This is a genomic window from Nocardia exalbida NBRC 100660, from assembly GCF_000308575.1.
Classification (GTDB): domain Bacteria; phylum Actinomycetota; class Actinomycetes; order Mycobacteriales; family Mycobacteriaceae; genus Nocardia; species Nocardia exalbida.
Genome location: NZ_BAFZ01000042.1, coordinates 13,810 through 38,535, shown reverse-complemented (window position 1 = coordinate 38,535; position 24,726 = coordinate 13,810). Strand labels below are relative to the sequence as shown.

The 24,726-nt window shown below is 68.4% G+C and carries 23 protein-coding genes and 1 pseudogene; 17 read left to right on the top strand and 7 right to left on the bottom strand.

What is annotated here, in order from left to right; genetic code table 11:
- Nucleotides 1–70 precede the first annotated feature (70 nt).
- Nucleotides 71–361 carry a hypothetical protein gene (locus tag ON29_RS09845; protein ID WP_040865889.1) on the top strand — a complete coding sequence of 97 codons (291 nt, stop codon included), beginning with the start codon at nucleotides 71–73 and terminating at the stop codon, nucleotides 359–361.
- Nucleotides 362–381: 20 nt separating this feature from the next.
- On the opposite strand, the gene ON29_RS09840 is transcribed toward ON29_RS09845, so the two are convergent.
- Nucleotides 382–657 (bottom strand): Lrp/AsnC family transcriptional regulator, encoded by a 276-nt coding sequence (locus tag ON29_RS09840; RefSeq protein WP_040865888.1) that lies wholly within the window; start codon nucleotides 655–657, stop codon nucleotides 382–384.
- 5 nt (nucleotides 658–662) lie between these two features.
- Complete coding sequence (locus ON29_RS09835; protein ID WP_040865926.1) at nucleotides 663–2,456, bottom strand: DEDD exonuclease domain-containing protein; 1,794 nt, start codon at nucleotides 2,454–2,456, stop codon at nucleotides 663–665.
- 594 nt (nucleotides 2,457–3,050) lie between these two features.
- Between ON29_RS09835 and ON29_RS09830 the strand changes: the two genes are divergently transcribed.
- The 10 genes and pseudogenes from ON29_RS09830 (at nucleotide 3,051) to ON29_RS09785 (ending at nucleotide 12,383) form a co-directional block, all read left to right on the top strand.
- Nucleotides 3,051–3,620, top strand: a complete 570-nt coding sequence (locus tag ON29_RS09830) for a C40 family peptidase (RefSeq protein ID WP_040865887.1) — start codon at nucleotides 3,051–3,053, stop codon at nucleotides 3,618–3,620.
- Between the two features lie 217 nt (nucleotides 3,621–3,837).
- A complete protein-coding gene (locus ON29_RS09825) occupies nucleotides 3,838–4,902 on the top strand; it encodes an NlpC/P60 family protein (protein ID WP_040865886.1) in 1,065 nt (354 codons plus the stop codon).
- 144 nt (nucleotides 4,903–5,046) lie between these two features.
- On the top strand, nucleotides 5,047–6,048 hold the full coding sequence (locus tag ON29_RS09820; protein WP_040865885.1) for a hypothetical protein: 1,002 nt from the start codon (nucleotides 5,047–5,049) through the stop codon (nucleotides 6,046–6,048).
- Nucleotides 6,049–6,738: 690 nt separating this feature from the next.
- Nucleotides 6,739–7,865, top strand: a pseudogene (locus tag ON29_RS09815) (glycosyltransferase family 4 protein).
- Between the two features lie 29 nt (nucleotides 7,866–7,894).
- Entirely contained in the window at nucleotides 7,895–8,278 is a 384-nt protein-coding gene (locus ON29_RS09810) for a hypothetical protein (RefSeq protein ID WP_040865884.1), read from the top strand.
- 37 nt (nucleotides 8,279–8,315) lie between these two features.
- Nucleotides 8,316–8,753, top strand: a complete 438-nt coding sequence (locus tag ON29_RS09805; RefSeq protein WP_040865883.1) for an SRPBCC family protein — start codon at nucleotides 8,316–8,318, stop codon at nucleotides 8,751–8,753.
- A complete protein-coding gene (locus ON29_RS09800; RefSeq protein WP_306307213.1) occupies nucleotides 8,750–10,060 on the top strand; it encodes an ArsA family ATPase in 1,311 nt (436 codons plus the stop codon). Before ON29_RS09805 ends, ON29_RS09800 begins: the two co-directional genes overlap by 4 nt.
- Complete coding sequence (locus tag ON29_RS09795) at nucleotides 10,050–10,466, top strand: hypothetical protein (RefSeq protein ID WP_051175043.1); 417 nt, start codon at nucleotides 10,050–10,052, stop codon at nucleotides 10,464–10,466. Before ON29_RS09800 ends, ON29_RS09795 begins: the two co-directional genes overlap by 11 nt.
- Nucleotides 10,463–11,473, top strand: a complete 1,011-nt coding sequence (locus tag ON29_RS09790) for an ROK family protein (RefSeq protein ID WP_040865881.1) — start codon at nucleotides 10,463–10,465, stop codon at nucleotides 11,471–11,473. Before ON29_RS09795 ends, ON29_RS09790 begins: the two co-directional genes overlap by 4 nt.
- 178 nt (nucleotides 11,474–11,651) lie before the next feature.
- Nucleotides 11,652–12,383: a lysophospholipid acyltransferase family protein gene (locus ON29_RS09785; protein ID WP_040865880.1), complete on the top strand. Its 732-nt coding sequence runs from the start codon at nucleotides 11,652–11,654 to the stop codon at nucleotides 12,381–12,383.
- 70 nt (nucleotides 12,384–12,453) lie between these two features.
- On the opposite strand, the gene ON29_RS09780 is transcribed toward ON29_RS09785, so the two are convergent.
- Together ON29_RS09780 and ON29_RS09775 are read right to left on the bottom strand one after the other, a co-directional pair.
- Nucleotides 12,454–13,770 (bottom strand): prenyltransferase/squalene oxidase repeat-containing protein, encoded by a 1,317-nt coding sequence (locus ON29_RS09780; RefSeq protein ID WP_157172726.1) that lies wholly within the window; start codon nucleotides 13,768–13,770, stop codon nucleotides 12,454–12,456.
- Nucleotides 13,771–13,820: 50 nt separating this feature from the next.
- Nucleotides 13,821–14,672 (bottom strand): EamA family transporter, encoded by an 852-nt coding sequence (locus ON29_RS09775; RefSeq protein WP_217999126.1) that lies wholly within the window; start codon nucleotides 14,670–14,672, stop codon nucleotides 13,821–13,823.
- Nucleotides 14,673–14,926: 254 nt separating this feature from the next.
- On the opposite strand from ON29_RS09775, the gene ON29_RS09770 reads away from it, so the two are divergent.
- The 5 genes from ON29_RS09770 (at nucleotide 14,927) to ON29_RS09755 (ending at nucleotide 20,084) form a co-directional block, all read left to right on the top strand.
- Entirely contained in the window at nucleotides 14,927–15,502 is a 576-nt protein-coding gene (locus tag ON29_RS09770) for a sporulation protein (protein WP_245548884.1), read from the top strand.
- A gap of 11 nt (nucleotides 15,503–15,513) precedes the next feature.
- Nucleotides 15,514–15,690 carry a sporulation protein gene (locus ON29_RS36950; protein ID WP_245548883.1) on the top strand — a complete coding sequence of 59 codons (177 nt, stop codon included), beginning with the start codon at nucleotides 15,514–15,516 and terminating at the stop codon, nucleotides 15,688–15,690.
- Nucleotides 15,691–15,764: 74 nt separating this feature from the next.
- On the top strand, nucleotides 15,765–17,330 hold the full coding sequence (locus ON29_RS09765; RefSeq protein ID WP_040865924.1) for an alkaline phosphatase D family protein: 1,566 nt from the start codon (nucleotides 15,765–15,767) through the stop codon (nucleotides 17,328–17,330).
- A gap of 52 nt (nucleotides 17,331–17,382) precedes the next feature.
- Nucleotides 17,383–18,660, top strand: coding sequence for an FAD-binding oxidoreductase (locus ON29_RS09760; protein ID WP_040865877.1), 1,278 nt, complete (start codon nucleotides 17,383–17,385; stop codon nucleotides 18,658–18,660).
- Between the two features lie 326 nt (nucleotides 18,661–18,986).
- Nucleotides 18,987–20,084: a CSLREA domain-containing protein gene (locus ON29_RS09755; RefSeq protein ID WP_157172724.1), complete on the top strand. Its 1,098-nt coding sequence runs from the start codon at nucleotides 18,987–18,989 to the stop codon at nucleotides 20,082–20,084.
- Here the strand turns inward: ON29_RS09755 and ON29_RS33755 are convergent.
- From ON29_RS33755 to ctaC, 3 genes are all read right to left on the bottom strand, one after another.
- The gene (locus tag ON29_RS33755) at nucleotides 20,081–20,740 is read right to left on the bottom strand and encodes a TetR/AcrR family transcriptional regulator (RefSeq protein ID WP_157172723.1); all 660 of its coding nucleotides are present in this window, start codon (nucleotides 20,738–20,740) and stop codon (nucleotides 20,081–20,083) included. The genes ON29_RS09755 and ON29_RS33755 overlap by 4 nt on opposite strands.
- 120 nt (nucleotides 20,741–20,860) lie before the next feature.
- Entirely contained in the window at nucleotides 20,861–21,277 is a 417-nt protein-coding gene (locus ON29_RS09745) for a cytochrome c oxidase subunit 4 (protein ID WP_040865876.1), read from the bottom strand.
- Nucleotides 21,278–21,291: 14 nt separating this feature from the next.
- Nucleotides 21,292–22,383 carry an aa3-type cytochrome oxidase subunit II gene (gene ctaC, locus ON29_RS09740; protein ID WP_051175045.1) on the bottom strand — a complete coding sequence of 364 codons (1,092 nt, stop codon included), beginning with the start codon at nucleotides 22,381–22,383 and terminating at the stop codon, nucleotides 21,292–21,294.
- A 364-nt stretch (nucleotides 22,384–22,747) separates the two neighbouring features.
- Here ctaC and asnB point away from each other — a divergent pair, with 364 nt between their 5' ends.
- Nucleotides 22,748–24,691, top strand: a complete 1,944-nt coding sequence (asnB, locus tag ON29_RS09735; protein ID WP_040865875.1) for an asparagine synthase (glutamine-hydrolyzing) — start codon at nucleotides 22,748–22,750, stop codon at nucleotides 24,689–24,691.
- The last annotated feature ends 35 nt before the right edge of the window (nucleotides 24,692–24,726 follow it).

The following is a 24,726-nucleotide window of genomic DNA, read 5'->3' as shown; positions in this document are numbered from 1 at the left end:
GCAATCCGGCGCATCGCCGAGTTCGTCGGGCACCGCGTCGGCCGGTTCGACCGACGAGGAGCACAGATATATGCGACCCACCGTTCCGGCGCTACTCGCTGTCCTCGCCACCGCGGGTATCGCCGCCGCCGCGCCAGGAGCGAACGCGGCCGAAGGCGCTTTGTTCGCCGCGGGCCTCAGCTACGAGAACCCGGCGGGCTGCCTCGATGTCGGCGACGGGTCCGATGTGGAGATCCGCAACCGCACCGACGGCGTCGTGCACCTGTACGACGTGCCGGGCTGCACGGGCGATGTCGTCGAAGTGCTCGCGCCGAACGACGCCGCCTATTTCGCGGTGCTCAGCGTCCGGGTCGAGGACTGAACGGGTTCATCTGAACGGGGTTAGTCGCCCAGCGAGAACGCGGCCTCCACTTCGGCCCGCGAGTACGACTTGAACGCGATGTGCGTCGTGGTGCGCAGGACACCGGGCGTCTTGTCGATCCGGGCGGTCACCACCTCGGCGATCTGCTCGTGGTCGCGCACCCGCACGATCGCGATCAGGTCCACGTCGCCCGCGCAGGAGTAGACCTCGGCGACGCCCTCGGTGTCCGCGACCGCCTGCGCGGTCTCGGGGATGCGGCCGTTATCGGCGTGAATCAAGACGATCGCGGTAATCATGACGCTCAGCCTAAGCGGTCGAGATAGCCCTGCTCGGTCGGTTGCGCGCGGACCGCCGCGTCGGCCAGTTCCGCCCAGCCCAGCCACCGCGCGGCGCCGAACAGCGGCTCTCGATAACCCTCCGTGGTGCGCACGATCCGCACTCCCGGCCGGGACAGCCAGCGGGCGACCAGCGCCACCTCTTCCGGCGAAGCGCCCCGCAACGGCGGCGCGTCTTCGGTGATCGGTGCTTCCCCCGCCAGCGGACGCTCGGCGAGAACCCCCGTCGGAATCACCGTTTCGGCGGCGGCGACGATCTGTTCCACGAGGGGCATCGGTGGCACACCGCGCGGTGCCGTGCCGGAACCGGCCAGTCGGCCGTACCGGATGACCGCGAACTCCCACCCGCCGTCGCCGTCGGGATGCGCGGCGATCAATTCGGCTATGCGTGCCAGCGCGGCCAGCCGTTGCGTACGGCGCAGCGCCCGCACCACCCGCGCCGCACGATCGCGCAGCCGCGCGGCCGCCTCGAAATGCTGGGCACGGGCGTGGGTTTCGATGCGATCGAGGATGGACCGGATCGGCGCGTCGCTGTGCCCGGCGAACAGTGAACGCACGAGCGCGGGCGCGGCAGCGTACTGCGCCATATCCAGCGGGTTGCCCGTGGACCCCGCCGGACACCCACCGACGAGGGCGGGCGGGCACTCGTGCACCGACCCGCGCGACAGCCGCGTCGTGCAGGTGCGCAGTCCGGTGAACTCGGCGATGATCACGCCCAGGTCAGCGGCGTCGTTGCGGGAGCGGAACGGCCCCAGCGCGTCCCGAGTGGGTTCGCGCACCACCGAGAACCGCGGGAACGGCTCGTCGGTGAGGGTGAGCCACCAGGCCCGCTTCGGGAATTTCGACCGGCGATTGTACGGCGGAGTGTGCGCCACCAGCAGCCGCAGTTCGCGCACCCCCGCCTCGAGCGCGTGCGCGCACACCACGTGGTCGACCCGAATCGCCAGGGACACCATCTCTTTCATCCGGCCCCGGGTCTCCGAACCGGTGAAGTAGTTACGGACACGACGGCGCAAGTTCACGGCCGTACCTATATATAGGACTTCGCCGGAAGGACCGCGGAACAGATACACACCGGGAGCAGCGGGGAGATCGGCCGCGAGGACGCGCTTGGAGCGCTGCCGGGGCGTGACGTCGGGCAGATAGTCCAGCAGCTCGGTGAGGCTGTGGACGCCCTGGTTCCCGACTCGCCCGATCAGCGCGTGCAACACGTCGACGGTCGCCCGGGCGTCGTCCAGTGCGCGGTGGGTCGGTTGGGTGGAGGCGCCGAGCAAGCGCGCCAGCGAGCCGAGCCGCACGGAGGGGGCCTCGTCGCGCCCGAGCACCCGCCGCGCCAGTTTCACGGTGCACAGCACCTGCGCGGCCGGCCACGGGGTGTCGCACTGCGCCGCGGCGGCGCGCAGGAACGCCATGTCGAACCGGGCGTTGTGCGCGACCAGCACCGCGCCCGCGGCGAACTCCAGGAAGCCGGGCAGCACCGCCTCGATCCCCGGCGCGGCGTACACCATCGCGGTGGTGATACCCGTGACGTGCACGATCGCCGGCGGAATCGCGCGTCCCGGGTTGACCAGCGTCGCGAATTCGCCGAGCACCTCCCCGCCGCGCACCTTCACCGCGCCGATCTCGGTGATGCCGTCGGCTCCGGGACTGGTCCCGGTGGTCTCCAGGTCCACGACCACGAAGGTGGTGTCGTACAAGGGGGTGTCGAGCTCGTCGAAAGCCAGCTGCTGGACGGCCGGGCGCGGCGCGGGGTCGGACACGGCGAGCAGCGTAGGGCCACGGTCCGACAGGAACCGGGCACGCGGATCCGCCACGAATGTCCGAATTACACCGTGGGGATTCTCGGGCGATACCCGGGAAATGATCTAGAAATGCGGAAAAGAGACCCAGATCACAAGAGGTACAAAACTGTATCAAACATTGCCGCGAGTCTTGCGAAATGCAGTCGATCACCAACAGGCGAGCCCACCACTCCCGGCTCTACGGTGTACGAACGGGCGACCATGCCGTGACCTACGGTGCTTTCCGGCCACCTACCTGCCAAAACACCACCAGGGGCAACCAGGGGCCGCCGACCGATCCGGTCCGCTTCAGCAGACCGCCGAAACCGGACTTTTCCTGGGATTTCAGCATCGTTATCTTTTCGTGATTCCGTGGGAGATATCTCACAGCGTTTGGACCGCGCAATTGTTGAGCGGACGCTTTTCGGATTGCCCGGCCTTTACAAATCACCGTGATGTGTTCGTAACCTTTTCGAGACCTCACGGAGTCCGCCGCGCCAACCGGTGCGGCCCAGACGAAGTCCGCGGCACCACCGGGTGCGGCGTCGTGAGGCAGATTGGGAGTTCCGCATCATGACGACCAACGCCGTCAAGCGTCACGCACAGCGCGCTGTTGCCGCCGGGGCCGTCGGCGCTGCCACTCTCGGCGCGTTCCTGCTGCCCGCAGCCCCCGCGTCGGCCCAGCCGGTGACCCTCCCCGGCGTGGGAACCTTCGACGTTCCCAACGAGATCCCGGTCCCGCCGGCCCTGCCGGGCCTCGAGCTGCCCGGCCCCGCCCCCCTTCCTTTCGCCGCCCCCAAGAGCTCCGGCGAGATCGCCTTGGACGCGGCCATGAGCAAGGTCGGCTCCCCGTACGTCTACGGCGCCGCGGGCCCCAACTCGTTCGACTGCTCCGGCCTGGTCCAGTGGTCCTACCGCCAGGCGGGCGTCGAACTGCCCCGTACCAGCGGCGCGCAGCTGTCCGCGGGCAGCCCGGTCTCGCTGAACGATCTGCAGCCGGGCGACCTCGTCTCGTTCTACGGCGGCAGCCACTCCGGCCTCTACGCCGGTGACGGCAATGTCGTACACGCGTCCACCTCGGGTCAGCCCGTGAAGGTCGCGCCGATCTCCTCCATGCCGGTCGCGGGTGCCCGCCGCTTCTGACGAGCAGCTGGTCGGGCCGCTGTATCGCGGCCCGACCGCACCAACGGCCCGTGATCGTTCCGTGCTCTACTGGACAGCGATGCGGGCCGTTCCGTAACCTAACCGAGACCTTCCACCGATTACCCGCGGTTCGCCGACGCAAACCTCGGTTTCGGCGAAGGACTCTGCGTCGGTTTCACGAGAGATCGCTTCACGAGAGAACGGGGCACCGCGGGCTGTGGCTGAACATCACCGGAGACAGCAGACCAAACGTCTGGTGGGCGGGACGCTGGCAGCCGGAATCCTGGCCGCGGGCCTCTACGGCGGCGGTCCGGCCGGAGCCGATCCGGTAGCACTTCCCTCGACGGCCACCGAAGCCGTGCAGCGGATGATCGATCTGTCTCATCAGTCCGAGCAGCTCAACCAGCAGGCACTGGGAGCGGAGGCCGAGCTGGAGGCGAAACTCGCCGTGCAGCGCGACGCCGACGCCCGGCTGGCCGCCAGTACCGACGTGGTCAACCGTGCCCGCGACGAGGTCCGCCGGTACCAGCCGGTCATCGACCGCACCGCGATCGCCGCCTACCAGGGCGCCCGCACCAACCGCCTGTTCGCCGTGCTGGTCAGCGACTCACCGCAGCAACTGCTCGACCAGATGTCCACGCTGGACGTGGTATCCGCGCAGACCTCCGAGCAGCTCGACCACTACGAGAAGGCCACCGACGCCGCCACCGCGGCCGAATCGGCGGCCCGCACCGCCTCCGACGCGGCCCGCTCCGCCGCGCAGAAGGCCGAGGCGGTGCGCATCGATCTGGAACACAAGCGCAGTGATCTCGGTGGCGCCATCGCCCAGGTGGTGCAGGCCTGGGGCACGCTGTCGGCGAAGGACAAGTCGGCCCTCGCCGGATCGCCGTTCCCGCCCGGATTCGACCGCGACACCCTCTTGCAGGGTCTCGTTCCCGGCAGCGGCACCAGCGCACTGGCGGCGGGACTCACGCGAATCGGCGACCCCTACGTCTGGGGTGCCACCGGCCCGGACCAGTTCGATTGCTCCGGTTTGGTCCAGTGGGCCTTCAAGCAGGTCGGCAAGAACGTGCCGCGAACCAGTTCGCAGCAGGCCAGCTACGGCACCCCGGTCTCCAAGGACGAGCTGCAGCCCGGCGACGTCGTCTTCTTCTACTCCGACATCTCGCACGTCGGCATCTACGCGGGAAACGGACTCATGTTGCACGCCTCGACCTTCGGCGTGCCCGTCGCGGTCGCGCCCATGGGCTCGACACCGTTCCATTCGGCTCGGCGATACTAGACCGTGTGAGCGAGCCAAGCAGCGGCACCGCACTACCCCAGGCACGACCGACCGGCTACGGGCCGTGAGCGACCGGCGCGGTCGACACGGCGCCTCCGCCACCGCACGACACCGCGGCGCCATGTCGCCGGACGGCGTGCGCCGATGACCGGCATGCGGAAATCGCGCGACTGGTGGTCGGCGCGGCGGCGATTCGAGTTCTGCCTCACCGTCGCGATGGTGGTGGCGCTCACCGGCGTGTGCGTCGCGCTGATCATGTTGCCGAACACGGTGCTACCGAAACTGCGAGCCGCCGAACCGGGAACGACCGAGGCGGTGGGTCAGGCGGCGGCCGCCGATCCCAGGCTCGCCGAGGTGCGGCGCATCGTCGAACCGTTCGGCTCCATCGTCGCCCGCGAGGTGCCGACCGGCGACGGACGGCAATCCCTGGTCGTCGGCCATTCCGACCAGCGGATCGAAATCGACGTGCTGGAGCGCGAACTCGCCGATGCCACCGCCGCGGTAACCGACGTCTGGGGTCCCGGCTGGGCGCAGTCCGCGCTCGTCGTGGTCGCCTCGTCGCCTTCGGAGTTCGCGGCTCTGCTGCGTTCGCCCGACCTCCTGCCCGCCGAAGTCGCCGCCGCCTCGGTCGCCGACCCGTTCACCGAGGGCAGCCGCCCTACCGGCCAGCGTGTCGTCTTCGGTCCCGACACCGGGCGCCGCCTCGATCCCGAAGGCATGGCCACCCTGCTGCGGCACGAACTCACCCACATCGCCGCGCGCGCGGCCACCGTCGACGGCGCCCCGCTGTGGATGCTGGAAGGCTTCGCCGACTACACCGCGCACCACGGCGAAGGCCAGCGGTTCGCCGACATCGCCCCCACCCTCACCGCGCATGCCCACGCCGGGCGGATCCCCGCCGATCTGCCCGCCGACGCCGAGTTCTCCGGCCCCGACGCCGCCTTCACCTACGAAAAGGCCTGGTCGATCTGCGCATTCGTCGCCGAGAAATACGACCGTCCGCACCTCGTCCAGCTCTACCACCGCATCGCGGCGGGCAAACAGGACCCGACCACCGAAGACGGCATCCTCCGCGAAGTCCTCGGCACCACCCGCACCGAGTTCGTCGACGACTGGCGCGAGTGGGTACGAGCCAGGACCGCCTGACCCCACCTCCGCAACCCGCGAATCGCGCACTGCTTCTACGCCGCGCCCCCACCGTTAGGCAGGGTCGGCGGACGGCACAGGCAACGGAAGAGCCGTGTCGAGCTGGGACTGACCGGCCCAGCCCCGCCCGAACCAACCCGCCCCCGCACAAGCGTTGACCAACGAATACCGCCAACTGGAAAGCCAGCCGGTCCAACCCGCGTGCACTATGCCGACGCACCCAGCTCCCGGTTTCAAGCGAAGCGAGACCAAGCATCCGCCGTTCGCGGCCCAGCTCGCGTCCCACGGCTATCGCGTCCGTGACTGATCACCGGTCACCAGGACCACCACCACGAGCCGCGTCCACGATGCCCAAAACTCACGCCCCCCACGCGCCCAGCGCACCCCAACTCCCGGTTCCGAGCGAAGCGAGACCAAGCATGCGCCGTTCGCGGCCCGGCTCGCGTCCGAGTGGCCGCCGCGTAGGCGACGAAGGAGCAAGCGGCGGCCGCTCGGACGCGAGCCACAAAGGGGCCGCGAACACCCAGCGCCGCAGGCGCTGGAAAAACCAACACAGCCCGGCTCGCGTCCGAGTGGCCGCCGCGTACGCGACGAAGGAGCAAGCGGCGCTCGCTCGGACGCGAGCCACAAAGGGGCCGCGAACACGCCGCGACGCAGTCGCGGCAAATCCAACCCAGTATTTTGTTGCGCATGGCCCGAACTTTGCTGGTTACCAATGATTTCCCGCCGCGGCCGGGCGGTATCCAGTCGTATCTGCAGGCGTTGGCCGGTGAGCTGCCGCCGGATGACCTGGTCGTCTACGCTCCGCGCTGGCGCGGCGACAGTCATCTGAAGTTCGACGCCAAGCAGAAGTTCCAGGTGATTCGCCATCCCACCACGCTGATGCTGCCGACTCCGCTCGTGCTGCGCCGCGCCGCGCGACTGCTGCGGAGCGAGCAGTGCGACACGGTCTGGTTCGGGGCGGCGGCACCGCTGGCGCTGATGTCGCCCGCGCTGCGTCGCGCGGGCGCCGAACGCATCGTGGCCAGTACGCACGGCCACGAGGTCGGCTGGTCGATGCTGCCCGGAGCCAGGCAGGCGCTTCGGGTGATCGGCGAGCAGACCGACGTCGTCACCTACGTCAGCCGCTATACCCGCCGCCGGTTCGCGTCCGCGTTCGGGGCGAACGCGGCGCTGGAGTATCTGCCGCCCGGGGTGGACACCGAGGTGTTCCGCCCGGATCCGGCGGCGCGTGCCGAGCTGCGCGAGCGTTACGGCTTGGGCGACCGTCCGACCATCCTGTGCCTGTCGCGGCTGGTGCCGCGCAAGGGGCAGGACGCACTGATCCTGGCCATGCGCGCTATCCGCGAGCGAGTGCCCGGAGCGGTCCTGGTGATCGCGGGTGGCGGCCCCTTCGAGGACAAGCTGCGTACCCTCGCGGTCGCCGCGGGCGTCACCGAGGACGTGGTGTTCACCGGCCGCGTCCCGTCCGGCGAGCTGGCCGCGCATCACACGCTGGCGGACGTCTTCGCGATGCCCTGCCGGACCAGGGGGCCGGTCTGGACGTGGAGGGGCTGGGCATCGTCTACCTGGAGGCCTCGGCGTCCGGCGTCCCGGTGGTGGCTGGCAATTCCGGCGGCGCGCCGGAGACCGTGATCGAGGGCAGGACCGGGCGGGTGGTGGACGGCCGCTCCGTGCAGCAGATCGCCGACGCCCTGGTGGAGATCCTGTCCGATCGGGACGCGGCCGCGCGGATGGGCGTGGCGGGCCGGGCGTTCGTCGAGCAGCAGTGGCGCTGGGACACCCTGGGCGCGCGCCTGCGACAGCTGCTGCGGTGATCCGCGTCGCATCTACTACGCTCAGCGGAGTGAGCAGTATCCAGGTCGCAGATCAGACCTTCGTCGCCGCATCGGGGGCCGCCGTGGCCGACCTGCTGGCCGGCCCGAACCAGTGGCGCCGCTGGTGGCCGGACCTGGACTTGGAGGTCCGGGAGAACCGGGGTGAGAAGGGTATCCGCTGGTCGGTGTCCGGGGGACTGACCGGAACCATGGAGGTGTGGCTGGAGCCCTCGCTCGACGGGGTGATCCTGCATTACTTCCTGCACGCCGAACCGCAGCCCCCGCTGCCGGTGGGCAAGCTCGCCGCCGCCAACCGGGCGCGCCGGGTCGCGGGCAAGAACATGTCGTTCGAAGTGAAGTCCCGGCTGGAGTCGGGTCGCCCGGCCGGCGTCGCTCCCGCGGCCCTGTCTTGATCTACCAGCACCGACGCTGAAAGGAATCGCTGTCCGCATGGCCGACAGGACCCAGAGATCAATCGTCATCGAGGCCCCGTCGCAGCAGGTGATGTCCGTCATCGCCGATCTGGAGTCCTACCCGGAGTGGGTATCGGCGGCGAAGTCGGTGGAGGTGCTGGAGACGGGACCGGACGGCTTGGCCGAGACCGCCCGGTTCGTGCTGGACGCCGGGGTGGTCAAGGACACCTACGTCCTGTCCTACGACTGGCGCGCCGACCGTAAGGCGGTCAGCTGGCGGCTGCTCAGCGGCGAGTTGCAGAAGGCCCAGAACGGCACCTACGAGTTGCTCGATCGGCCGGACGGCGGCACCGAGGTGGTCTACACGCTGACCGTCGATCTGAACATCCCGATGATCGGCATGTTCAAGCGCAAGGCCGAGAAAGTGATCACCGACACCGCGCTGAAGGAACTGAAGAAACGGGTCGAAGGCTGACCGCGCACAAGACCCGGGTCGAACTGTTCATCGGCAAGGGTGGGGTGGGCAAGACCACGCTCGCGTGTGCCACCGCCATGGCCGAGACCGGATCGGGCCGTCGCGTGCTGATCGCCTCGCTCGATCAGGCGCATTCGCTGGGCGACGCGCTCGGCTTCCGTTTCCCGCACGATCCCGGCACCGTCACCGGCGTCGCCACCGTGCTGCCGGGCCTGGACGTGATCGAGATCGATTCGCTCGCGCTGCTCGAGGACCGGTTCCGCGATGTGGTGCGGTTGATCTCCACCGGCCGCGGGCACGAGCACGGTTTCGACCTCGCCGCGCTGGATCCGGCGGAGCTGACCGGATTGCCCGGCGTGCAGGAACTGCTGATGCTGGTGGAGATCACCCAGTTCGCCGCCGAGGACGACTGGGATCTGATCGTCGTCGACTGCCCGCCGTCTGCGGACATGCTGCGCCTGGTCACCGCGCCCGCCACCCTGCTCGGTTACCTGGAGCGGATGTGGCCGCCGCACGCGCGGACGATGAGCGCCATCGGTACCGACCTGCGCCGCGCCGTGCTCGCGGCCACGGTCGAACGGATCGTCAAGGCGGTCACCGAGGTTCGCGATCTGCTCACCGACCACCGGCGCACCGGGGCGCGGCTGATCACCGTCGCCGAGCGGGTGGCGGTGGCCGAATCGGAGCGGGTGCGTTCCGCCGCGGCGCTGCTGGGCCTGCGACTGGATGCCGTGGTGGTGAACAAGGTGCTGCCCGATCTCGCGCCGCCCGCCGAACCGAGTTCGGCCGAACATCCGGCGGTGCACTGGTATTCGAACCGGCGCGGTGAGCAATCGGATGTCATCGCCGATTTGCGGCGCAAGATGCCGGGTATCCCGGTGGTGGTCGCGCAGCACACCGGCGCCGAGCCGATCGGGCTGAACTCGCTGGCCGCGCTGTCGTACGCGATGGACTCGGCGGGCGACACCGGTGACGCTGCGCTTATGCTGAGCGACAATCAGACGGAGGTCGACGCGAGTTCCGGCGAACCGCTGGTTCTGCGGGAATCCGGCACCGGGGTGCAGTCGGTGTACGCGCTGCGCATGCACCTGCCGGTGGTCGACGCCGCCACGTTGCGCCTTGGCCGAGTGGAGGACGATTTGATCGTGGGAGCGGACGGTGTCCGGCGGCGGGTGCGCCTGGCGCCGGTATTGCGGCGGTGCACGGTCGACGGCGCCGAGCTCGATGACGGGTATCTGGTGGTCCGCTTCCGGCCCGATCCGCGGGTGTGGGCGCAGGCGTCCGAAAGTCACGACCATGACCGGTGATCCGCACCCGCCCGAGGGCCACGAGGCAGGCCGCCACAGCGCGCCGGACGGCATCAGCGAACTCGCCGAGGAGTTGAAGCTGCTGGCCGAGGCGGTGCTCGAACGGGTCGAGCCGGTGCTGCGGCGCGCCGCCGACGGCCAGGCCGAGTGGACCGGCTGCAGCTGGTGCCCGGTGTGCGCGGCCGCGGCGCTCGTGCGCGGGGAGCACCACGACGTGCTGGCCGCCGTCGCCGATCACGGCACCGCGATCGTCACCGTGCTGCGCGAAGCGCTGGCGGGGGTGCCGGTCGAGCCGGTCATGCCCACCGACGCCGACCCGGAAACCGGTGCGCCGCACCGGCACGGTCCAGGCGAGGACGGCGATGGCCCCAGTTACGTCGACATTCCCGTGACGATCAAGGTATGACGCACCAGATGGCCGGTACACGACCGCTGACCGTCGGAATAGATGTCGGCGGCACCAACATTCGGGCGTCGGTGATCGATGACAGCGGCGAGGTGCTCGACACGGTCCAGGCGCCGACGCCGCATTCCGCCCGCGCGCTGGAGGACGCGCTGGACCGGGCCGTGCGCGACCTGTCCGGCCGGCATTCCATCGGCGCGGTCGGGTTGGCGGTCGCCGGGTTCATCAACGGTGATCGCTCCACCGTGCGGTTCGCCCCGCACCTGCCCTGGCAGGACGCGCCGGTCGCCCAGCGACTCACCGAACGGCTGGACCTGCCGGTGATCCTGGAACACGACGCCAACGCGGCGATGTGGGCCGAATACCGGTTCGGCGCCGCGGCGGGCGGCCACAACGTGGTGCTGATCGCGATCGGCACCGGCATCGGCGCCGCCTTGTTGATCGACGGCCAGTTGTACCGGGGCACGCACGGTGTCGCGCCGGAACTCGGTCATCTGCAAGTCGTTCCGCAGGGGCGGCCCTGTCCGTGCGGCAAGCACGGCTGCTGGGAGCGCTACTGCAGCGGAACCGCGCTGGCCGAGACCGCGATCGAGATGCTGGCCAGCGACACGGTGCACTCCGTGCTCGCCAGGGACGTGGCGCGCGATCCCGGCTCGCTGACCGGACGGCGGGTCGCGGGCGCCGCGCAGGACGGCGATCCGCTCGCGGCGCGGGTGATGGCCGACTTCGCGCGCTGGCTCGGCCTCGGGCTGGCGTTCGTCAGCGACATCTTCGATCCCGACCTGGTGGTCATCGCGGGCGGGGTCAGCAGTTCGGCGCCGCTGTTCCTGGACGAGGCGCGTGAGGAGTACGCGCGCACGATCACCGGTGCGGGGCACCGGCCGCTGGCCCGCATCCGGACCACTCAGCTCGGCGAGGCGGCGGGCATGATCGGCGCCGCCGATCTCGCCAGGGCCGCCCTGCCCTCCGGCGCGGGCAAATCCGCCCGCATCGCGCGGACCGGCCGTTGACAGCGCAGGCCACGAGGATCGTGGTCCGGCGCGACACGCCGATGCTCGCCATCGGTCGGCGTCGGCGCCGAAGTGTGGTGAGATTCGCCGCTGCGGTTGGATGTGATCTTGTACCAGCGGTAAAGTCGGCATTTGAAGCAGGTGCCCGCAACTATCCCGGTCCCGGGGGAAGGACGTCATGTTCTACTGGCTGCTGAAGTACGTGCTGCTGGGACCGTTCATTCATCTCTACAACCGGCCTACGGTCGAGGGTGTGGAGAACATTCCGGCGGACGGGCCGGCCATCATGGCGGGTAACCATCTCTCCTTCGCCGACTGGCTGTTCGCTCCGTTGCTGAGTCCGCGGCGGATCAACTATCTCGCCAAGGCCGAGTACTTCACCACCCCGGGCATCAAGGGCCGGTTCCAGAAGTTCTTCTTCAGCGCCTCGGGTCAGTACCCGATCGACCGCAGCGGAGCCGACGCCGCCGAGGACGCGCTGAACGCCGCCCGCAAGCTGCTCGACGAGGGCCGTCTGGTCGGCCTCTACCCGGAGGGCACCCGCTCCCCCGACGGCCGGCTGTACAAGGGCAAGACCGGCTTGGCCCGCTTGGCGCTGGAGACCGGCGTCCCCGTCATCCCGGTCGCCGTCATCGGCACCGACGAGGTCAGCCCGCCCGGCCCGTTCCGCTGGCGCCGCAGGAAGGTGACGGTCAAGTTCGGCAAGCCCATCGACTTCTCCCGCTACGAAGGCATGGGCGGCAACCGATTCGTCGAGCGCGCCGTCACCGACGAGGTCATGTACGAGCTCATGCAGCTCACCGGGCAGGAATACGTCGACGTCTACGCCCACAGCCTGAAGAAGGGCGTCCCCCACGGCAGCCGCCCCGAGGCCGTGCCCGTCCGCATCCCGGACACCGCCGCCGGCTGAACCAGGCACGACGTCTGCCCCGAGACTGCTCGTCTCGGGGCTTTTTCGTTGCGGGCGTCGGGCGGACAGGCTACGCGAGCAGAAAAGCGACGACAGGGAACACGATTGCCGTGAACGCGGCAAATACCACGGCTGCGACTCTGCCTTTGGGAATCGAGTTCAACCTGGTGGCCGCAAAACCATAGATTCCGAGGAAGACGAAGATCAAGCCCCAGGAAACCAGAGCTCGACTGGCGATCTCTCCCGATCGTCCGGCGAATATCAAGGCGAGAGTAACGATGGTGGAACCCGACGCGGCGCCCATCGCCAAGAACGCCGCTCCTGCGGGGCTGTTCATCACCATCGGTGCACGACCGACCGGGACGACCTCCTGCGGGTCCGTGTGATGAACACCTTCGTGTCGGCACAACATGTCGAAAACTCTCGCGGGGTTGACCCACTCGCCGACCTGGGACCGTACCTGAGCGAGGGCATGCACGGCCTGCGCGGTCGCATACGAGGTGATGAACCCTTCACGCGACGTGCGGAATCCACCGCGATCTCGGTGGATCGGTGACAACTGCTGATAGTCGAGCAGTTCGATGAACGCCCTGCGGAAGGTCGGGTGGAAGATACATCGCTCACCCGAAGTCGCCAGCGCCGCTACCGACAGCTGCAACGTAGCGTGATGCCAGGTCTGTGCCACGCTGCCGCGGCGTATCTGTTCTTCCTCGAGTCTGCCGAGGCCCGTGTCCAACGCGCTGAGCACTCTTTCGGTCGCCAACTCATGGGCTCGGCGCACCCGGGTACCACCGAGCCCCGCGATCTCAGGTACCGCCAGCAGACTCGCGATCTGCGCCGCCGCGTAATTCGGGTCGACCCGTGGGTCTTCGGCGAGCATTGCGGACACCAGGAAGGTGGTGCCGCGCAGCGCGGCTCGCGCAGCCTCGTCGTCTGACGCGGACAACTCCACCAGCGCCCGGATCGCTGCGGTCGTGGCCGTCACCGAAACCGCGGAGACACCGTCGGCCAGCGACCAACCACCTGTGTCGGCATCTTGTGCGGCAAGCAACGAGTTGCGGCAGGCAATCAGATCGGCGTCTGTGCCGGCCACACCGAAGCATCGCAGGGCACGCAGCCGCCACGCCGCGTCTACCGGCGCATGGAACTCCCACTCGCCGCGAGTGCTGTGGCGGACCACGTCGCGCCGCACCAGTGCTAGTACCGCTGTTGCTTCCGGCATAGGCCGGTTCACACGGGATAACGCGCACACGACCTCGGCGGTGTCCTGCGGATTGGGTGGCACGTCAGGCGACCATCCCCAGCCCGCATACCCCTCGTCGTGCTGGACCAGATTCCTGCCGAACCAGTCGGCAGCAAGACCGATACGGTCGTCGACGTATGACATAGTGCCCCCTTGAGAACGGTGAAACTCATTGCCCTAGTGGGTCTTACAGCTCACCCGTCCGGACGTCGACCGTCAATATATCCGCTCTCGGCATCCAGCAGTACCGCTGCGACGACGAGAATGCCACCCAGCACCGTCGGCAGCGAGAGCTGCGATCTGTCCAGTGCCACGACAACGATCGAGGCCACGACCGCCTCGTTCACACCGAGCGCACCGGCGATCGGCGCGCTGAGACGCCGCATCGCTCGCCAGTACAGCGCGAATCCCGGACCGAGCAGGGTTGCGCCGAGCCCCAACTCGGCCAGCATTCGTTCCCACTCCCAAGTGGTCATCGTCAGAAAAGGCGCGGTGAGCACGCCCGCGACGGCCAGTTGCAGCCCGGCCGACACGATGGGGTCGCGGTCCTGAGACTCCCGGGCCACCAGCGCGATCAACGCGGTCACCGCGGCCGAGCTACCGAGTGCCAAAGCACAACCGATCAGTGCATTGCCACTACCGATCTGCGCCCGAGGCCGCGCGGCGACCAAAACGATGGCGGAAGCCAGCAGGAGCAGCTCGACCACGATCCGGAGATTCATCGTCCGCTTCCCGGTGACGATGGCCAGGACCAGTAACATGATCGGAGAGACCAGGTGCAGCGCGACGACTACGGGTGCAGGGCCGATGGTCAAGGCAGCGACATACAGGGAAATGTTCAGCGCCTCGAGCAAACCCAGTTGGATATAGATTCGCGGGTACGAGCCCAGTGCGAGGCCTGGTCGCCGACCAGTGACCGCGGCTGTTACCAGCAGAGGAATCGCGGCGCCCATCGCCACCGTCGGCCCCGCTCCGCTCGACCCCAGCAAGGCGAGCCCGGCACTGAACAACCCCCACAGACTTGTTCCTGCCACGAGTAGCGCCACCGACGATGCCCATCCTCCAGCCGACTGTCGCATACCCACCCCCTTCTGGAGTCAGGAGGCTCGGGCACCTCGTGACTCCGATATCGCAGCAACGTCGAGTACCGGAATGTGCTGCGTCATCGAGTATTCCAAGTTCGATCACGTTACGGTGGCCGCACCTATGAGGGGCCACACACGAGGTCGTGCGGTGAGGTTGCCCACAACACAAGAAAACGCCAAGGTTTCCTTCGGCAGTGGCGAGGAGACTGCGGACCATGTTCAAGAAGTTGCTGGCGGCGGCCGGGGTCGGTGGGGCCGAGGTGGAGACCGAGTTGTTCACGCCGGGTGTGCAGCCCGGGGGCACCGTCGAGGGTGTGATCCGGTTGCGGGGTGGGGCGGTCGCGCAGGAAATCGCTCAGGTGGCGGTCGAGTTCGTGACCAGGGCCGAGCAGGAGTACGACGATCACGAAGGCCTGCGCGATATCGCGTTCGGCCGTACCGGGGTGCACGGGCCGTTGCATCTGCCCGTGGGTGCGGTGCCGGAGTTCCGCTTCGCGGCCCGCGCGCCGATGGAAACGCCGATCACGTTCTACAACGGCAGGCACCTGCCCGGCACGGTGGTGTCGCTGCGCACCGTCGTGGAGATCCACGGCGCGGTGGACGCCGCCGACACCGACCCGATCGGCGTCGGCGCGCTGCCCGCCCAGCACGTGCTGCTGGAAGCGGTGGAGCGCTTGGGATTCCACTTGCGCAGCGCGGACGTGGAATCGGGACGGGTGCACAACACACCTCAGACGCTGCCGTTCTACCAGGAGATCGAGTTCGCCGGTTCGCCGCGCTACCCCGCCTGAACCAGCTCGAGGTGACTTTCGTCCCGACCGAGACCGGTATGAGCGTGGTCCTGGAGGCGGACAAGCGCGGCGGATGGATCTCCGAGGGCCGCGATGTCTTCGACGCGCTCTGGGTGGATTACCAGCATCTGGGCGGCGTCGACTGGGCGGGCGAGCTGCACCACCGGCTGGAGCGACTCGCGCACTGAGGTCCCGTTGCTTGTTGGCCGCACGGACTCGACGAGTTCATGTGACGTTGACGTAATTGCGCCAGAGTTTCCTCATGAGCGGCTCGGCCTCAGGACCATCCCGGCGCACCGTCTTGCGCGCCTGCGCACTCGGCCTCGTGGCGGCCCCCGCGCTGGCGGCCTGCTCGCCGGGCAACGGCCCGGCGCTGGTCCGGCAGCGGCCGGTGCTCACCCACGGCGTGGCGGTGGGTGACCCACGCACCGACGGCGCGCTGATCTGGGCCCGCGCCGATCGCCCCGCCACGTTGCTCGTGGAAACCGCCGCGACGGAATCGTTCACCGATCCCATGCGCTTCACCGGGCCACTGCTCACCCCGGATTCCGACGGCACCGGCCGGGTGCGGGTCAACGGCCTGCCCGCGGGACAGCAGGTGCACTACCGGGTGACGCTGCGCGGCGAGGACGGCGCCACCTCCGAACCGGTCACCGGAGTCTTCCGCACCGCGCCCACCGCCGCGGCGGACATCCGGCTGCAATGGTCCGGCGACGTCGCGGGTCAGGGCTACGGCATCAACCCGGAACTCGGCGGCATGAGGATCTTCGCCGCGATGGCCGCCCGCGACCCGCACCTGTTCCTGCACTCCGGCGACTCCATCTACGCCGACGGAGCGTTGAAGGAATCGGTCACGCTGCCCGACGGCCGGGTGTGGCGCAATCTGGTGAGCGAGGCGAAAAGCGCTGTCGCGCAGACCTTGGATCAGTTCCGCGGCAACTACGCCTACAACCTGACCGACGAGAACTACCGCCGGTTCAACAGTTCGGTCGCCCAGGTGGTGCAGTGGGACGACCACGAGACGGTGAACAACTGGTACCCCGGCGGACTCGTCGCCGAGTCCAAGGGCTACACCGAACGCGGCATGGACACCCTCGCCACGCGCTCCTGGCAGGCCTTCCGCGAGTGGATGCCGCTGGAACCGAGAGAAGCGGTGGACGGCCGCCTGTATCGCAAGATCGCCTACGGTCCGCTGCTGGACGTCTTCGTGCTCGACATGCGCGCGAACAAGGACGCCAACGACGTCAACAACGGGCCGAACGGCCGCATTCTCGGGCCGGCGCAGACGAAATGGCTGATCGACGGTCTGCGCGAATCCACAGCCACCTGGAAGATCATCGCCAACGACCTGCCGCTCGGCGTGATCGTCCCCGACGGTGAACAGAAGAACACCACCGCCTACGAAGGTCCCGCCAACGGCGATCCCGGTGCGCCGTCGGGCCGGGAACGCGAGATCGCCCAGGTGCTGTCGTCGATCCGGGCCAACAAGGTGGCGAACGTCGTCTGGCTCACCGCCGACGTGCACTACACGGCCGCCCACCGCTATTCGCCCGAGCGCGCGGTCTTCACCGACTTCGACGAGTTCTGGGAGTTCGTCTCCGGTCCGCTCAATGCGGGCGCGTTCGGCCCGAATCAGCTGGACGGCACGTTCGGCCCCGAGGCGGTCTACGTCCACGCGCCGCCGGTGCAGAACAGCTCGCCGCTGGACGCCTTCCAGCATTTCGGCGAGGTCCGCATCGACGGAAGGTCGAGGGAATTGACCGTCGACCTGTGCGATGCCGCCGGATCCGTCCTGTTCAGCAAGAGCCTTGCGCCCGCGTCGCGGTGACTCCCGGATTCGGGGAAGCGGGGCGGCCCGCGCTGTGGTTAGCTTTTGGGCCATGAGCACGCCGCAAACTGTCTCCAACGCCGAGGAATACCTCCCGCGCGATACCGCCGATGTCGTTCGCACGGTGCGGGATTCGCGCGGGCGAACGGACCGGTTGATGGTACGCGGCGGCGAGCTGCTGGACGAGGGGCTCACGCTGCCCGCCCAGCCGACCGTGGTGTCGCTGCGCCGGATGAACCAGGTGCTGGACATCAACCTGGGCAGGCGCACCGTCCGGGTGCAGGCGGGCGCCAAATTGTCCGACATCGACCGCAGGCTCGGCGCCCACGGCCTCGGCCTGCCGATCGTCGGCGATCACCGCGACATCACCGCGGGGGGCTTCGCCTCGGTCGGCGGCGTCAGCGCGGCCTCGCACAAGCACGGTCTGTTCATCGACCAGATCGTCGATCTGGAGTACGTGGACACCGACGGGCGTATCGGTACCTGCGGGCGCACCCACCACACCGAGCGATTCCAGCGCATCCTCGGCGCGGGCGGTCGCGCGGGCATCATCACCGCGCTCACTCTGGATGCCATCGAGATCGACAAGGAGCACACCTGGCTGACCACCGACGCCGACCGGTTCCTCGACTTCGATTCCTTCGTCGAGCACGCCTACGCCGAGATCACCCGGCCCGGCAACGCCGAACTGCAGGTCGGCCGCTGGGTCGACACCGCGCCGCTGAAGGTGGCGCGTCCGGTCGGCACCGGCCACGTGCAGTTGGGCACCGTGCGCTTCGGGCAGTGGTCGAGCCTGTACCCCACCGCGCCCACCCGGGGACTGCGTGCCCGGCGCGAGGTCGGGTCGCGGGCACGGAAATCGCTGGGCGCCATCGCCTCGGCCGCGCCCGGCAAGGCGGGCATGCCGGTGCGCAACGCGGCCGCGGGCGCGGTGCTGTTCGCGCCGAAGGTACAGACCCTGCGCGATGCCGAGTACCTGGCCGATACGGCCCTCAGTTCGTCCGAGCGTGGTCCCGCCTACCGGGTGGGTGTTTTCGCGCCCCTGTCGAGCTATGCGTCGGTGTTCTACCGCCTGCACGACCTGTTCTCGGGCCATCGGGAACGCACCGGCTGCTTCACCGTCATCTCGGCGATGACCTACGGCGTGCGCTCGCGCTACCTGCGCGCGGAATCCGCCGCCCGCGGCCTGCCCCCCGAAGACCACGGCCTGATCACCTTCACCTGCCGCCTGCGCCCCGCCGCACTGCCCTCGGAACTGCTGCGCGACATCGTCTCCGGCATCGAGGAGATCTGCCGCTCGGAGAACGCGCTGCGATACGAAGCGGAGTAGATTCGCGTGCGCCCGGCCACAGCGCCCGCGGCACGCGAGCTTGTGCAATCACGTCGCTGCTGACCGCACCCGGGGCGAAGACACTGCTGAACGGCTGAAAAGCCTGGAAGAGCAGTGAAGCGCATCGACGCTCTCGAAGCGGCTCGAGAGTGCCTCCCACGGCGCCCGGCATGACCCGGCGTGCGGAGGCGGATCGGCGTCCGGCGAGCGGATTCCCGGAAACACCCCCGAAGGGCGCCACTCTGCGACATAGTTGTAGACGCTTGCGTACCCCACTCATACGCGGCGTACCTTATTTCGTGTTGCTGAATTGGATTCGAAACTTCATGAGGACGAGCGCATTTCCCGCGACGGCCCGCGGCCTCGCCATCGCATCCCTGATCGCGGCAACTGCAGGCGGATTCCCTGGCGCGGCCTCCGCCGACACCGTGCCCGATGCGAATTCTCCAGCGGTGATCACCGTGAACACCACAGCCGACGGCGTCGCGGCCGATCCGTACAGCGGGCTTTGCCGTACCGTCGCCGGCGCCTGCACACTGCGCGCGGCAGTGCAGACCGCCAACGCCCGGCCCGGGAGCACAATCGTGGTGCCCGAAGGACGGTACATCTTGATGATCCGTCCCGATCCACAGAAGGTGCAAGGCCGCAATCCGGATGCGAACACCGGAGACCTGAACCTCACCGCGGCGACGACCCTGCGTGGCGCGGGCCGCGATCAGACGGTGCTGGATGCCGCGGGGATCGACCGGGTCCTCAGTGTCTCCGCGCCGGTGACGTTGACGGGATTGACCGTGACCGGCGGAGTCACCGCTCAACACGAGATCCCGTACTACGACACCGGCGGCGGCGGAATCTCCAATTCGTCGAACCTCGTACTCGAGGATGTTGTGGTCCGGGGTAACAGCGCCGGGTACGGCGGCGGGATCTTCAATGTGCCAGGCTCGGACCTGCAAACGAGAAATACGATCATCACCGGCAACGTGTCCGGCGAGGCGGGCGGCGTGCGATGCGATAACACCTGCACCTTCACCGACTCCAGGATCTCCGACAACCGCGTAGTCGATCCCGGAGTGTGGTACCGCCCGGGTGGCTTCGCCGGACGCGGCGGCGGTGTAGATGTCCGAGGCCGAGGGGTGGTGACCTTCGATCGGACGACGGTCACCGGAAACAGTGCCTCGGACGCCGGTGGCGGCATCAACGTGGCGCCCGCCTATCTCGATACCCTCCCACGTCAGGTGACGGATGCGCTCGATGTTCCGGTGGGCATCGTGAAAGTGCGGAATTCCATCATCACGGGAAATACCTCCGGCATCGCTTCGTCCAACTGCGCGAAGGCGTTCGCGAGGATTGTCTCCGAAGGCGGCAACACCAGCGACGACGCTTCCTGCGACCTCACCGGTCCTGGCGACACAGTCGTGCCCTAGTCGGCCGACGTCGCGAGACCGAGCAGCGCGCGGTGGATGTACAGCACGGTGTCCTCGAGTGCGAGCAAGTCACCTCCCGCCCGCAGGGTTCGGCGGATGGCCTCGTTGACCGCGTCGGTCACCGCCAGATACGCGTCATCCGGCACCGGTGGATCGACGGGGCCCGCCGCCTCACGCCATGATCGGATGAATCCGGCGAACCAGCGTTGACATCGTTCGAACGACTCGATCGCGCGCGACCCGGCCACGGCGGTTTCCAGATAGAACGCGCGGGCGAACGACGGTTCGTCACGCAAGAGAGTGAGATACTCGCGGATTCCGAGCCGTAAAGCCTCGAGCGGCTCGACCGGTCCCGCGAACACCTGCCTCATCACGCGCTCGAGGTGCTCGATCATCAGATCCCGGCCGGTCTCGGCCGCGGCGAGGAAACACGCTTCCTTGTCCGAGAAGTGCTGGTAAAACGTGCGGCGCGAAACCTTCGCCGCTGCGGCGATATCCGCGATTGTCGCGGTGGGATAGCCGCGATCCGCGACGACAACCGTCACCCCGTACAAAAGCCGCTGCCGCTGGGACCCGGTCACCAGATCACGAGCCAGACCGTGCGGCCCGTGCGGCAACTCCGTCAGGGTCGGCTCCAGCAACTTCTTACGTCCCACCCGGACTTTCATATCAGGCGCGGTCTCGTCGGGGATGAGCCGGTTCGACCGAACAGGCACAGGCAGACGCGAAGCGGCCCCACCGGTTTTCCGATGGGGCCGCTTCGGCGGGTTCTCAGGTCAGTGCTTCTCCGGGCCGAGGTAGTACTCGAACACCAGCCCGGCGGCGGCGGCAAGCACGCAGACGACGCCGATGCCGATCAGCCAGAACTGGAAGAACGCCAGGCCGAGGGCGGTCACCGAACCGGCGGCGGCCAGGGTGATCGGCCAGAAGCTGCCGGGCGAGAAGAAGCCCAGGTCGCCGGCACCGTCCACGATCTCGGCGTCCTCGTAGTCCTCTGGGCGCAGGTCGAGACGACGGGCGACGAACCGGAAGTAGGTGCCGATGATCAGCGACAGGCCCGCGGTCAGCACGGTGGCCGTGGTACCCGCCCACTCGACGCCGGTGCGCGACTGGCCGGTGAAGAAGCCGTAGACCACCGCCACGATGATGAAGAACACCGTGAGCAGTTCGAAAATCCGCGCTTCGATCTTCATGTCAGATCAAATCCTCACTTGCTCTCGGCCGAGGCCGCGCTCTTGGTGTCGCGCCTGGTGTTGAACGGCGTGGTGGACGTGGCGACGGGGGACTCGCCGATGGCCTCCAGCGCCTCGGCGTTGGTCTTGCCCGCCTGGCGTGCGTCCAGGTACTTGGTGAACTTCTCCGGCGTGACCGCGCGGACCTCGAAGTTCATCATCGAGTGGAAGGTGCCGCACATCTCGGCGCAGCGGCCGACGAACGCGCCCTCCTTCTCGATCTTGGTGATCTGGAAGACGTTGTCGGAGTTGTTTTCCTTCGGGTTGGGCATCACGTCGCGCTTGAACAGGAACTCCGGCACCCAGAAGGCGTGGATCACGTCGGCGGCGGCGAGCTGGAACTCGATGACCTTGCCGGTCGGCAGCACCAGCACCGGGATCTCGTTGCTCGAGCCGATCGTCTCGACCTTGTCGTAGTGCAGGTAGGACAGGATGTCGTTCTCCGGCTTGCCGTGCACCGGGCCCGGCTGCGGGTGGCCGTCCTTGGTCCGCTCCTCGTACTGCTCGAGCTGCTCCTGGTTCACCGTCTCACGCGCGGTGTCGATGCCGTCGAACTTGTAGCCGTCCTTGAAGTCGACCTCGCGGTAACCGAACTTCCAGTTCCACTGGAAGGCGGTCACGTCGACCGTGACATCGGGGTCGGCCACCTTCTCGTGCACGTAGTTCTGCACGACCACGGTGAAGTAGAACAGCACGGCGATGATGACGAACGGGATCGCCGTGTAGGTCAGCTCCAGCGGCACGTTGTAGCCGGTCTGGCGCGGGAACTCCGGGGAGTCCGCCTTCTTGCGGTGGAACGCGACGGTCCAGAAGGTCAGGCCCCAGACCAGCACGCCCATCGCCAGCGCGGCGATGACCGACCAGGTCCACAGTTCCCGCATCCGGGTGGCCTGCGGCGTGATTCCCGACGGCCAGCCGAACCGCAGCCAAACATTGTCGATCGAGCAGCCCGAGACGAGCAGCGCGGTGATCCCCAAGGACACCACCAGCCCGGCCCGCCGAAGGATGCGGCCCTGCCGACCCCGGGCGGGTCGTGCCCCGATCTCTTCGCTCGCCTTGTGCGCCACGCTCACGCCTTCCTGGTCGCCACACATTCCGACAGTGCATCGTTCGGGGCTGCGATAGGCCCCGACGATACGTCCTAAGCTCGTTCAGGACGCCCTCCGGGCCAGCGCGTTGCGCGCCGGTCGCCTGAGAGAGACCTGAGTACTACGCAGCGTAGACCAAACGCACCCCCGGTTCGTCGTCGGGTCGGCTTCGGCACCTCACCGAGCGCGCGCCGATCACCGTCACCAGCGATTCCGTCCCGGACGTGGTGCGCACGACGCGCGAATCCCGTGGGTGCGGCATACTCGGACACTAGATTTCGCCCCTTTGCGCCCCATCCGGTGCGCGCGTATCCCGACTGTGAGAAATGAGGTTGCCGACGCCGTGTGTGGACTGCTCGGATTCCTGGCATCTGACGAGGCGGCACCTGGCACGGTGGAGCAGGTCTACGAAGCCTTGCACTGTGTGCGTCACCGCGGCCCGGACGAGCGCGGCACCTGGCACGACGACCAGGTGATCTTCGGCTTCAACCGCCTGTCGATCATCGACATCGAGCACTCGCACCAGCCGCTGCGCTGGGGCCCGCCCGAGCAGCCCGACCGCTACGCGCTCACCTTCAACGGCGAGATCTACAACTACCTGGAGCTGCGCGCCGAACTCGCCGAGGCGCACGCCGCCGAGTTCCCGGACGGGAAGATGTTCCACACGGAGGGCGACAGCGAGGCCATCGTCGCGGCGTTCCACTACTGGGGCCCCGAGGCGGTGCGGCGGCTGCGCGGCATGTTCGCCTTCGCGATCTGGGACACCGAGACCAAGGACCTGTTTCTCGCGCGCGACCCGTTCGGCATCAAGCCGCTGTTCCTGGCCACCGGGCCGGGCGGCACCGCGTTCGGCAGCGAGAAGAAGAGCCTGCTGGAACTGCTGCCCGCGCTCGAGCTGAGCGACGCGCTGGACCCGCGGGCGCTCGAGCACTACACCGTGCTCCAGTACGTGCCGGAACCGGAGACGCTGCACAAGGACGTGCGCAGGCTGGAATCCGGCAGCTACGCCACCGTGCGGCCCGGTGCAGCGCCGGTCGCCACCCGGTATTTCACCCCGAAGTTCCCGGTGCGCCCGTTCACCCCCGGTTCGGCCACGGCGCGCTACCGGGAGATCGCCGCGGCGCTCGAGGACTCCGTCGCCAAGCACATGCGCGCCGACGTGACGGTCGGCTCGTTCCTGTCCGGGGGCATCGACTCCACCGCGGTCGCCGCGCTGGCCATGCGGCACAACCCGAAGCTGATCACGTTCACCACCGGGTTCGAGCGGGAGGGCTACTCGGAGGTGGACGTCGCCGCCGAGAGCGCCGAGGCGATCGGCGCGCGCCACGTGGTGAAGGTGGTCTCCCCTGCCGAGTTCGCCCAGGCGATCCCCGAGATCGTCTGGTACCTCGACGACCCGGTGGCCGATCCGGCGCTGGTCCCGCTGTATTTCGTCGCCAAGGAGGCGCGCAAGCACGTCAAGGTGGTGCTCTCCGGTGAGGGCGCCGACGAGCTGTTCGGCGGATACACCATCTACCGCGAGCCGCTGTCGTTGCGGCCATTCGAGAAGCTGCCCCGCGGCCTGCGCAGGCTGGCGGGCAAGTTGTCGGAGCGGATCCCGGAAGGCACCAGGGGCAAGAGCCTGCTGCACCGCGGCTCGCTCACCCTGGAGGAGCGCTACTACGGCAACGCGCGCAGCTTCAGCGACGCCCAGCTGCGCGCCGTGCTGCGCGAGTTCCGGCCGGAGTGGACCCATCAGGACGTCACCGCGCCGCTGTACGCCCAGTCGCGCGGCTGGGACCCGGTGGCCCGGATGCAGCACCTCGACCTGTTCACCTGGCTGCGCGGCGACATCCTGGTCAAGGCCGACAAGATGACCATGGCGAACTCGCTGGAACTGCGCGTGCCGTTCCTGGACACCGAGGTGCTGAAGGCGGCCGAGGGGCTGCCGTTCGATCAGAAGATCACCAAGGAGACCACGAAGTACGCGCTGCGCCAGGCGCTGGAGGGCATCGTCCCCCCGCACGTGCTGCATCGCGCCAAGCTGGGCTTCCCGGTCCCGCTGCGGCACTGGCTGCGCGGCACCGAGCTCTACGACTGGGCACAGCAGCAGATCGCCGAGTCGCAGACCGGCCACCTGCTGAACAAGGCCGCGATCAGCGAGATGCTGGTCGCGCACCGGGCCGGAACCGCCGATCACAGCCGCAGGCTGTGGACCCTGCTGGTGTTCATGGTGTGGCACGGCATCTTCGTCGAGGACCGGATCAAGCCGGAGATCCAGGAACCCGCGTACCCCGTTTCGCTGTAGCGCGCGAACATGCGAAAGGCGCGCACCCGGCCGGG

Bases quoted from the DNA above. Each gene is read 5' to 3' on its own strand.
- ON29_RS09845 (WP_040865889.1), top strand. From the start codon at position 71: ATGCGACCCACCGTTCCGGCGCTACTCGCTGTCCTCGCCACCGCGGGT.
- ON29_RS09840 (WP_040865888.1), bottom strand. From the start codon at position 657: ATGATTACCGCGATCGTCTTGATTCACGCCGATAACGGCCGCATCCCC.
- ON29_RS09830 (WP_040865887.1), top strand. From the start codon at position 3,051: ATGACGACCAACGCCGTCAAGCGTCACGCACAGCGCGCTGTTGCCGCC.
- ON29_RS09820 (WP_040865885.1), top strand. From the start codon at position 5,047: ATGACCGGCATGCGGAAATCGCGCGACTGGTGGTCGGCGCGGCGGCGA.
- ON29_RS09805 (WP_040865883.1), top strand. From the start codon at position 8,316: ATGGCCGACAGGACCCAGAGATCAATCGTCATCGAGGCCCCGTCGCAG.
- ON29_RS09795 (WP_051175043.1), top strand. From the start codon at position 10,050: ATGACCGGTGATCCGCACCCGCCCGAGGGCCACGAGGCAGGCCGCCAC.
- ON29_RS09790 (WP_040865881.1), top strand. From the start codon at position 10,463: ATGACGCACCAGATGGCCGGTACACGACCGCTGACCGTCGGAATAGAT.
- ON29_RS09785 (WP_040865880.1), top strand. From the start codon at position 11,652: ATGTTCTACTGGCTGCTGAAGTACGTGCTGCTGGGACCGTTCATTCAT.
- ON29_RS09780 (WP_157172726.1), bottom strand. From the start codon at position 13,770: ATGTCATACGTCGACGACCGTATCGGTCTTGCTGCCGACTGGTTCGGC.
- ON29_RS09770 (WP_245548884.1), top strand. From the start codon at position 14,927: ATGTTCAAGAAGTTGCTGGCGGCGGCCGGGGTCGGTGGGGCCGAGGTG.
- ON29_RS09765 (WP_040865924.1), top strand. From the start codon at position 15,765: ATGAGCGGCTCGGCCTCAGGACCATCCCGGCGCACCGTCTTGCGCGCC.
- ON29_RS09760 (WP_040865877.1), top strand. From the start codon at position 17,383: ATGAGCACGCCGCAAACTGTCTCCAACGCCGAGGAATACCTCCCGCGC.
- ON29_RS09755 (WP_157172724.1), top strand. From the start codon at position 18,987: ATGAGGACGAGCGCATTTCCCGCGACGGCCCGCGGCCTCGCCATCGCA.
- ON29_RS09745 (WP_040865876.1), bottom strand. From the start codon at position 21,277: ATGAAGATCGAAGCGCGGATTTTCGAACTGCTCACGGTGTTCTTCATC.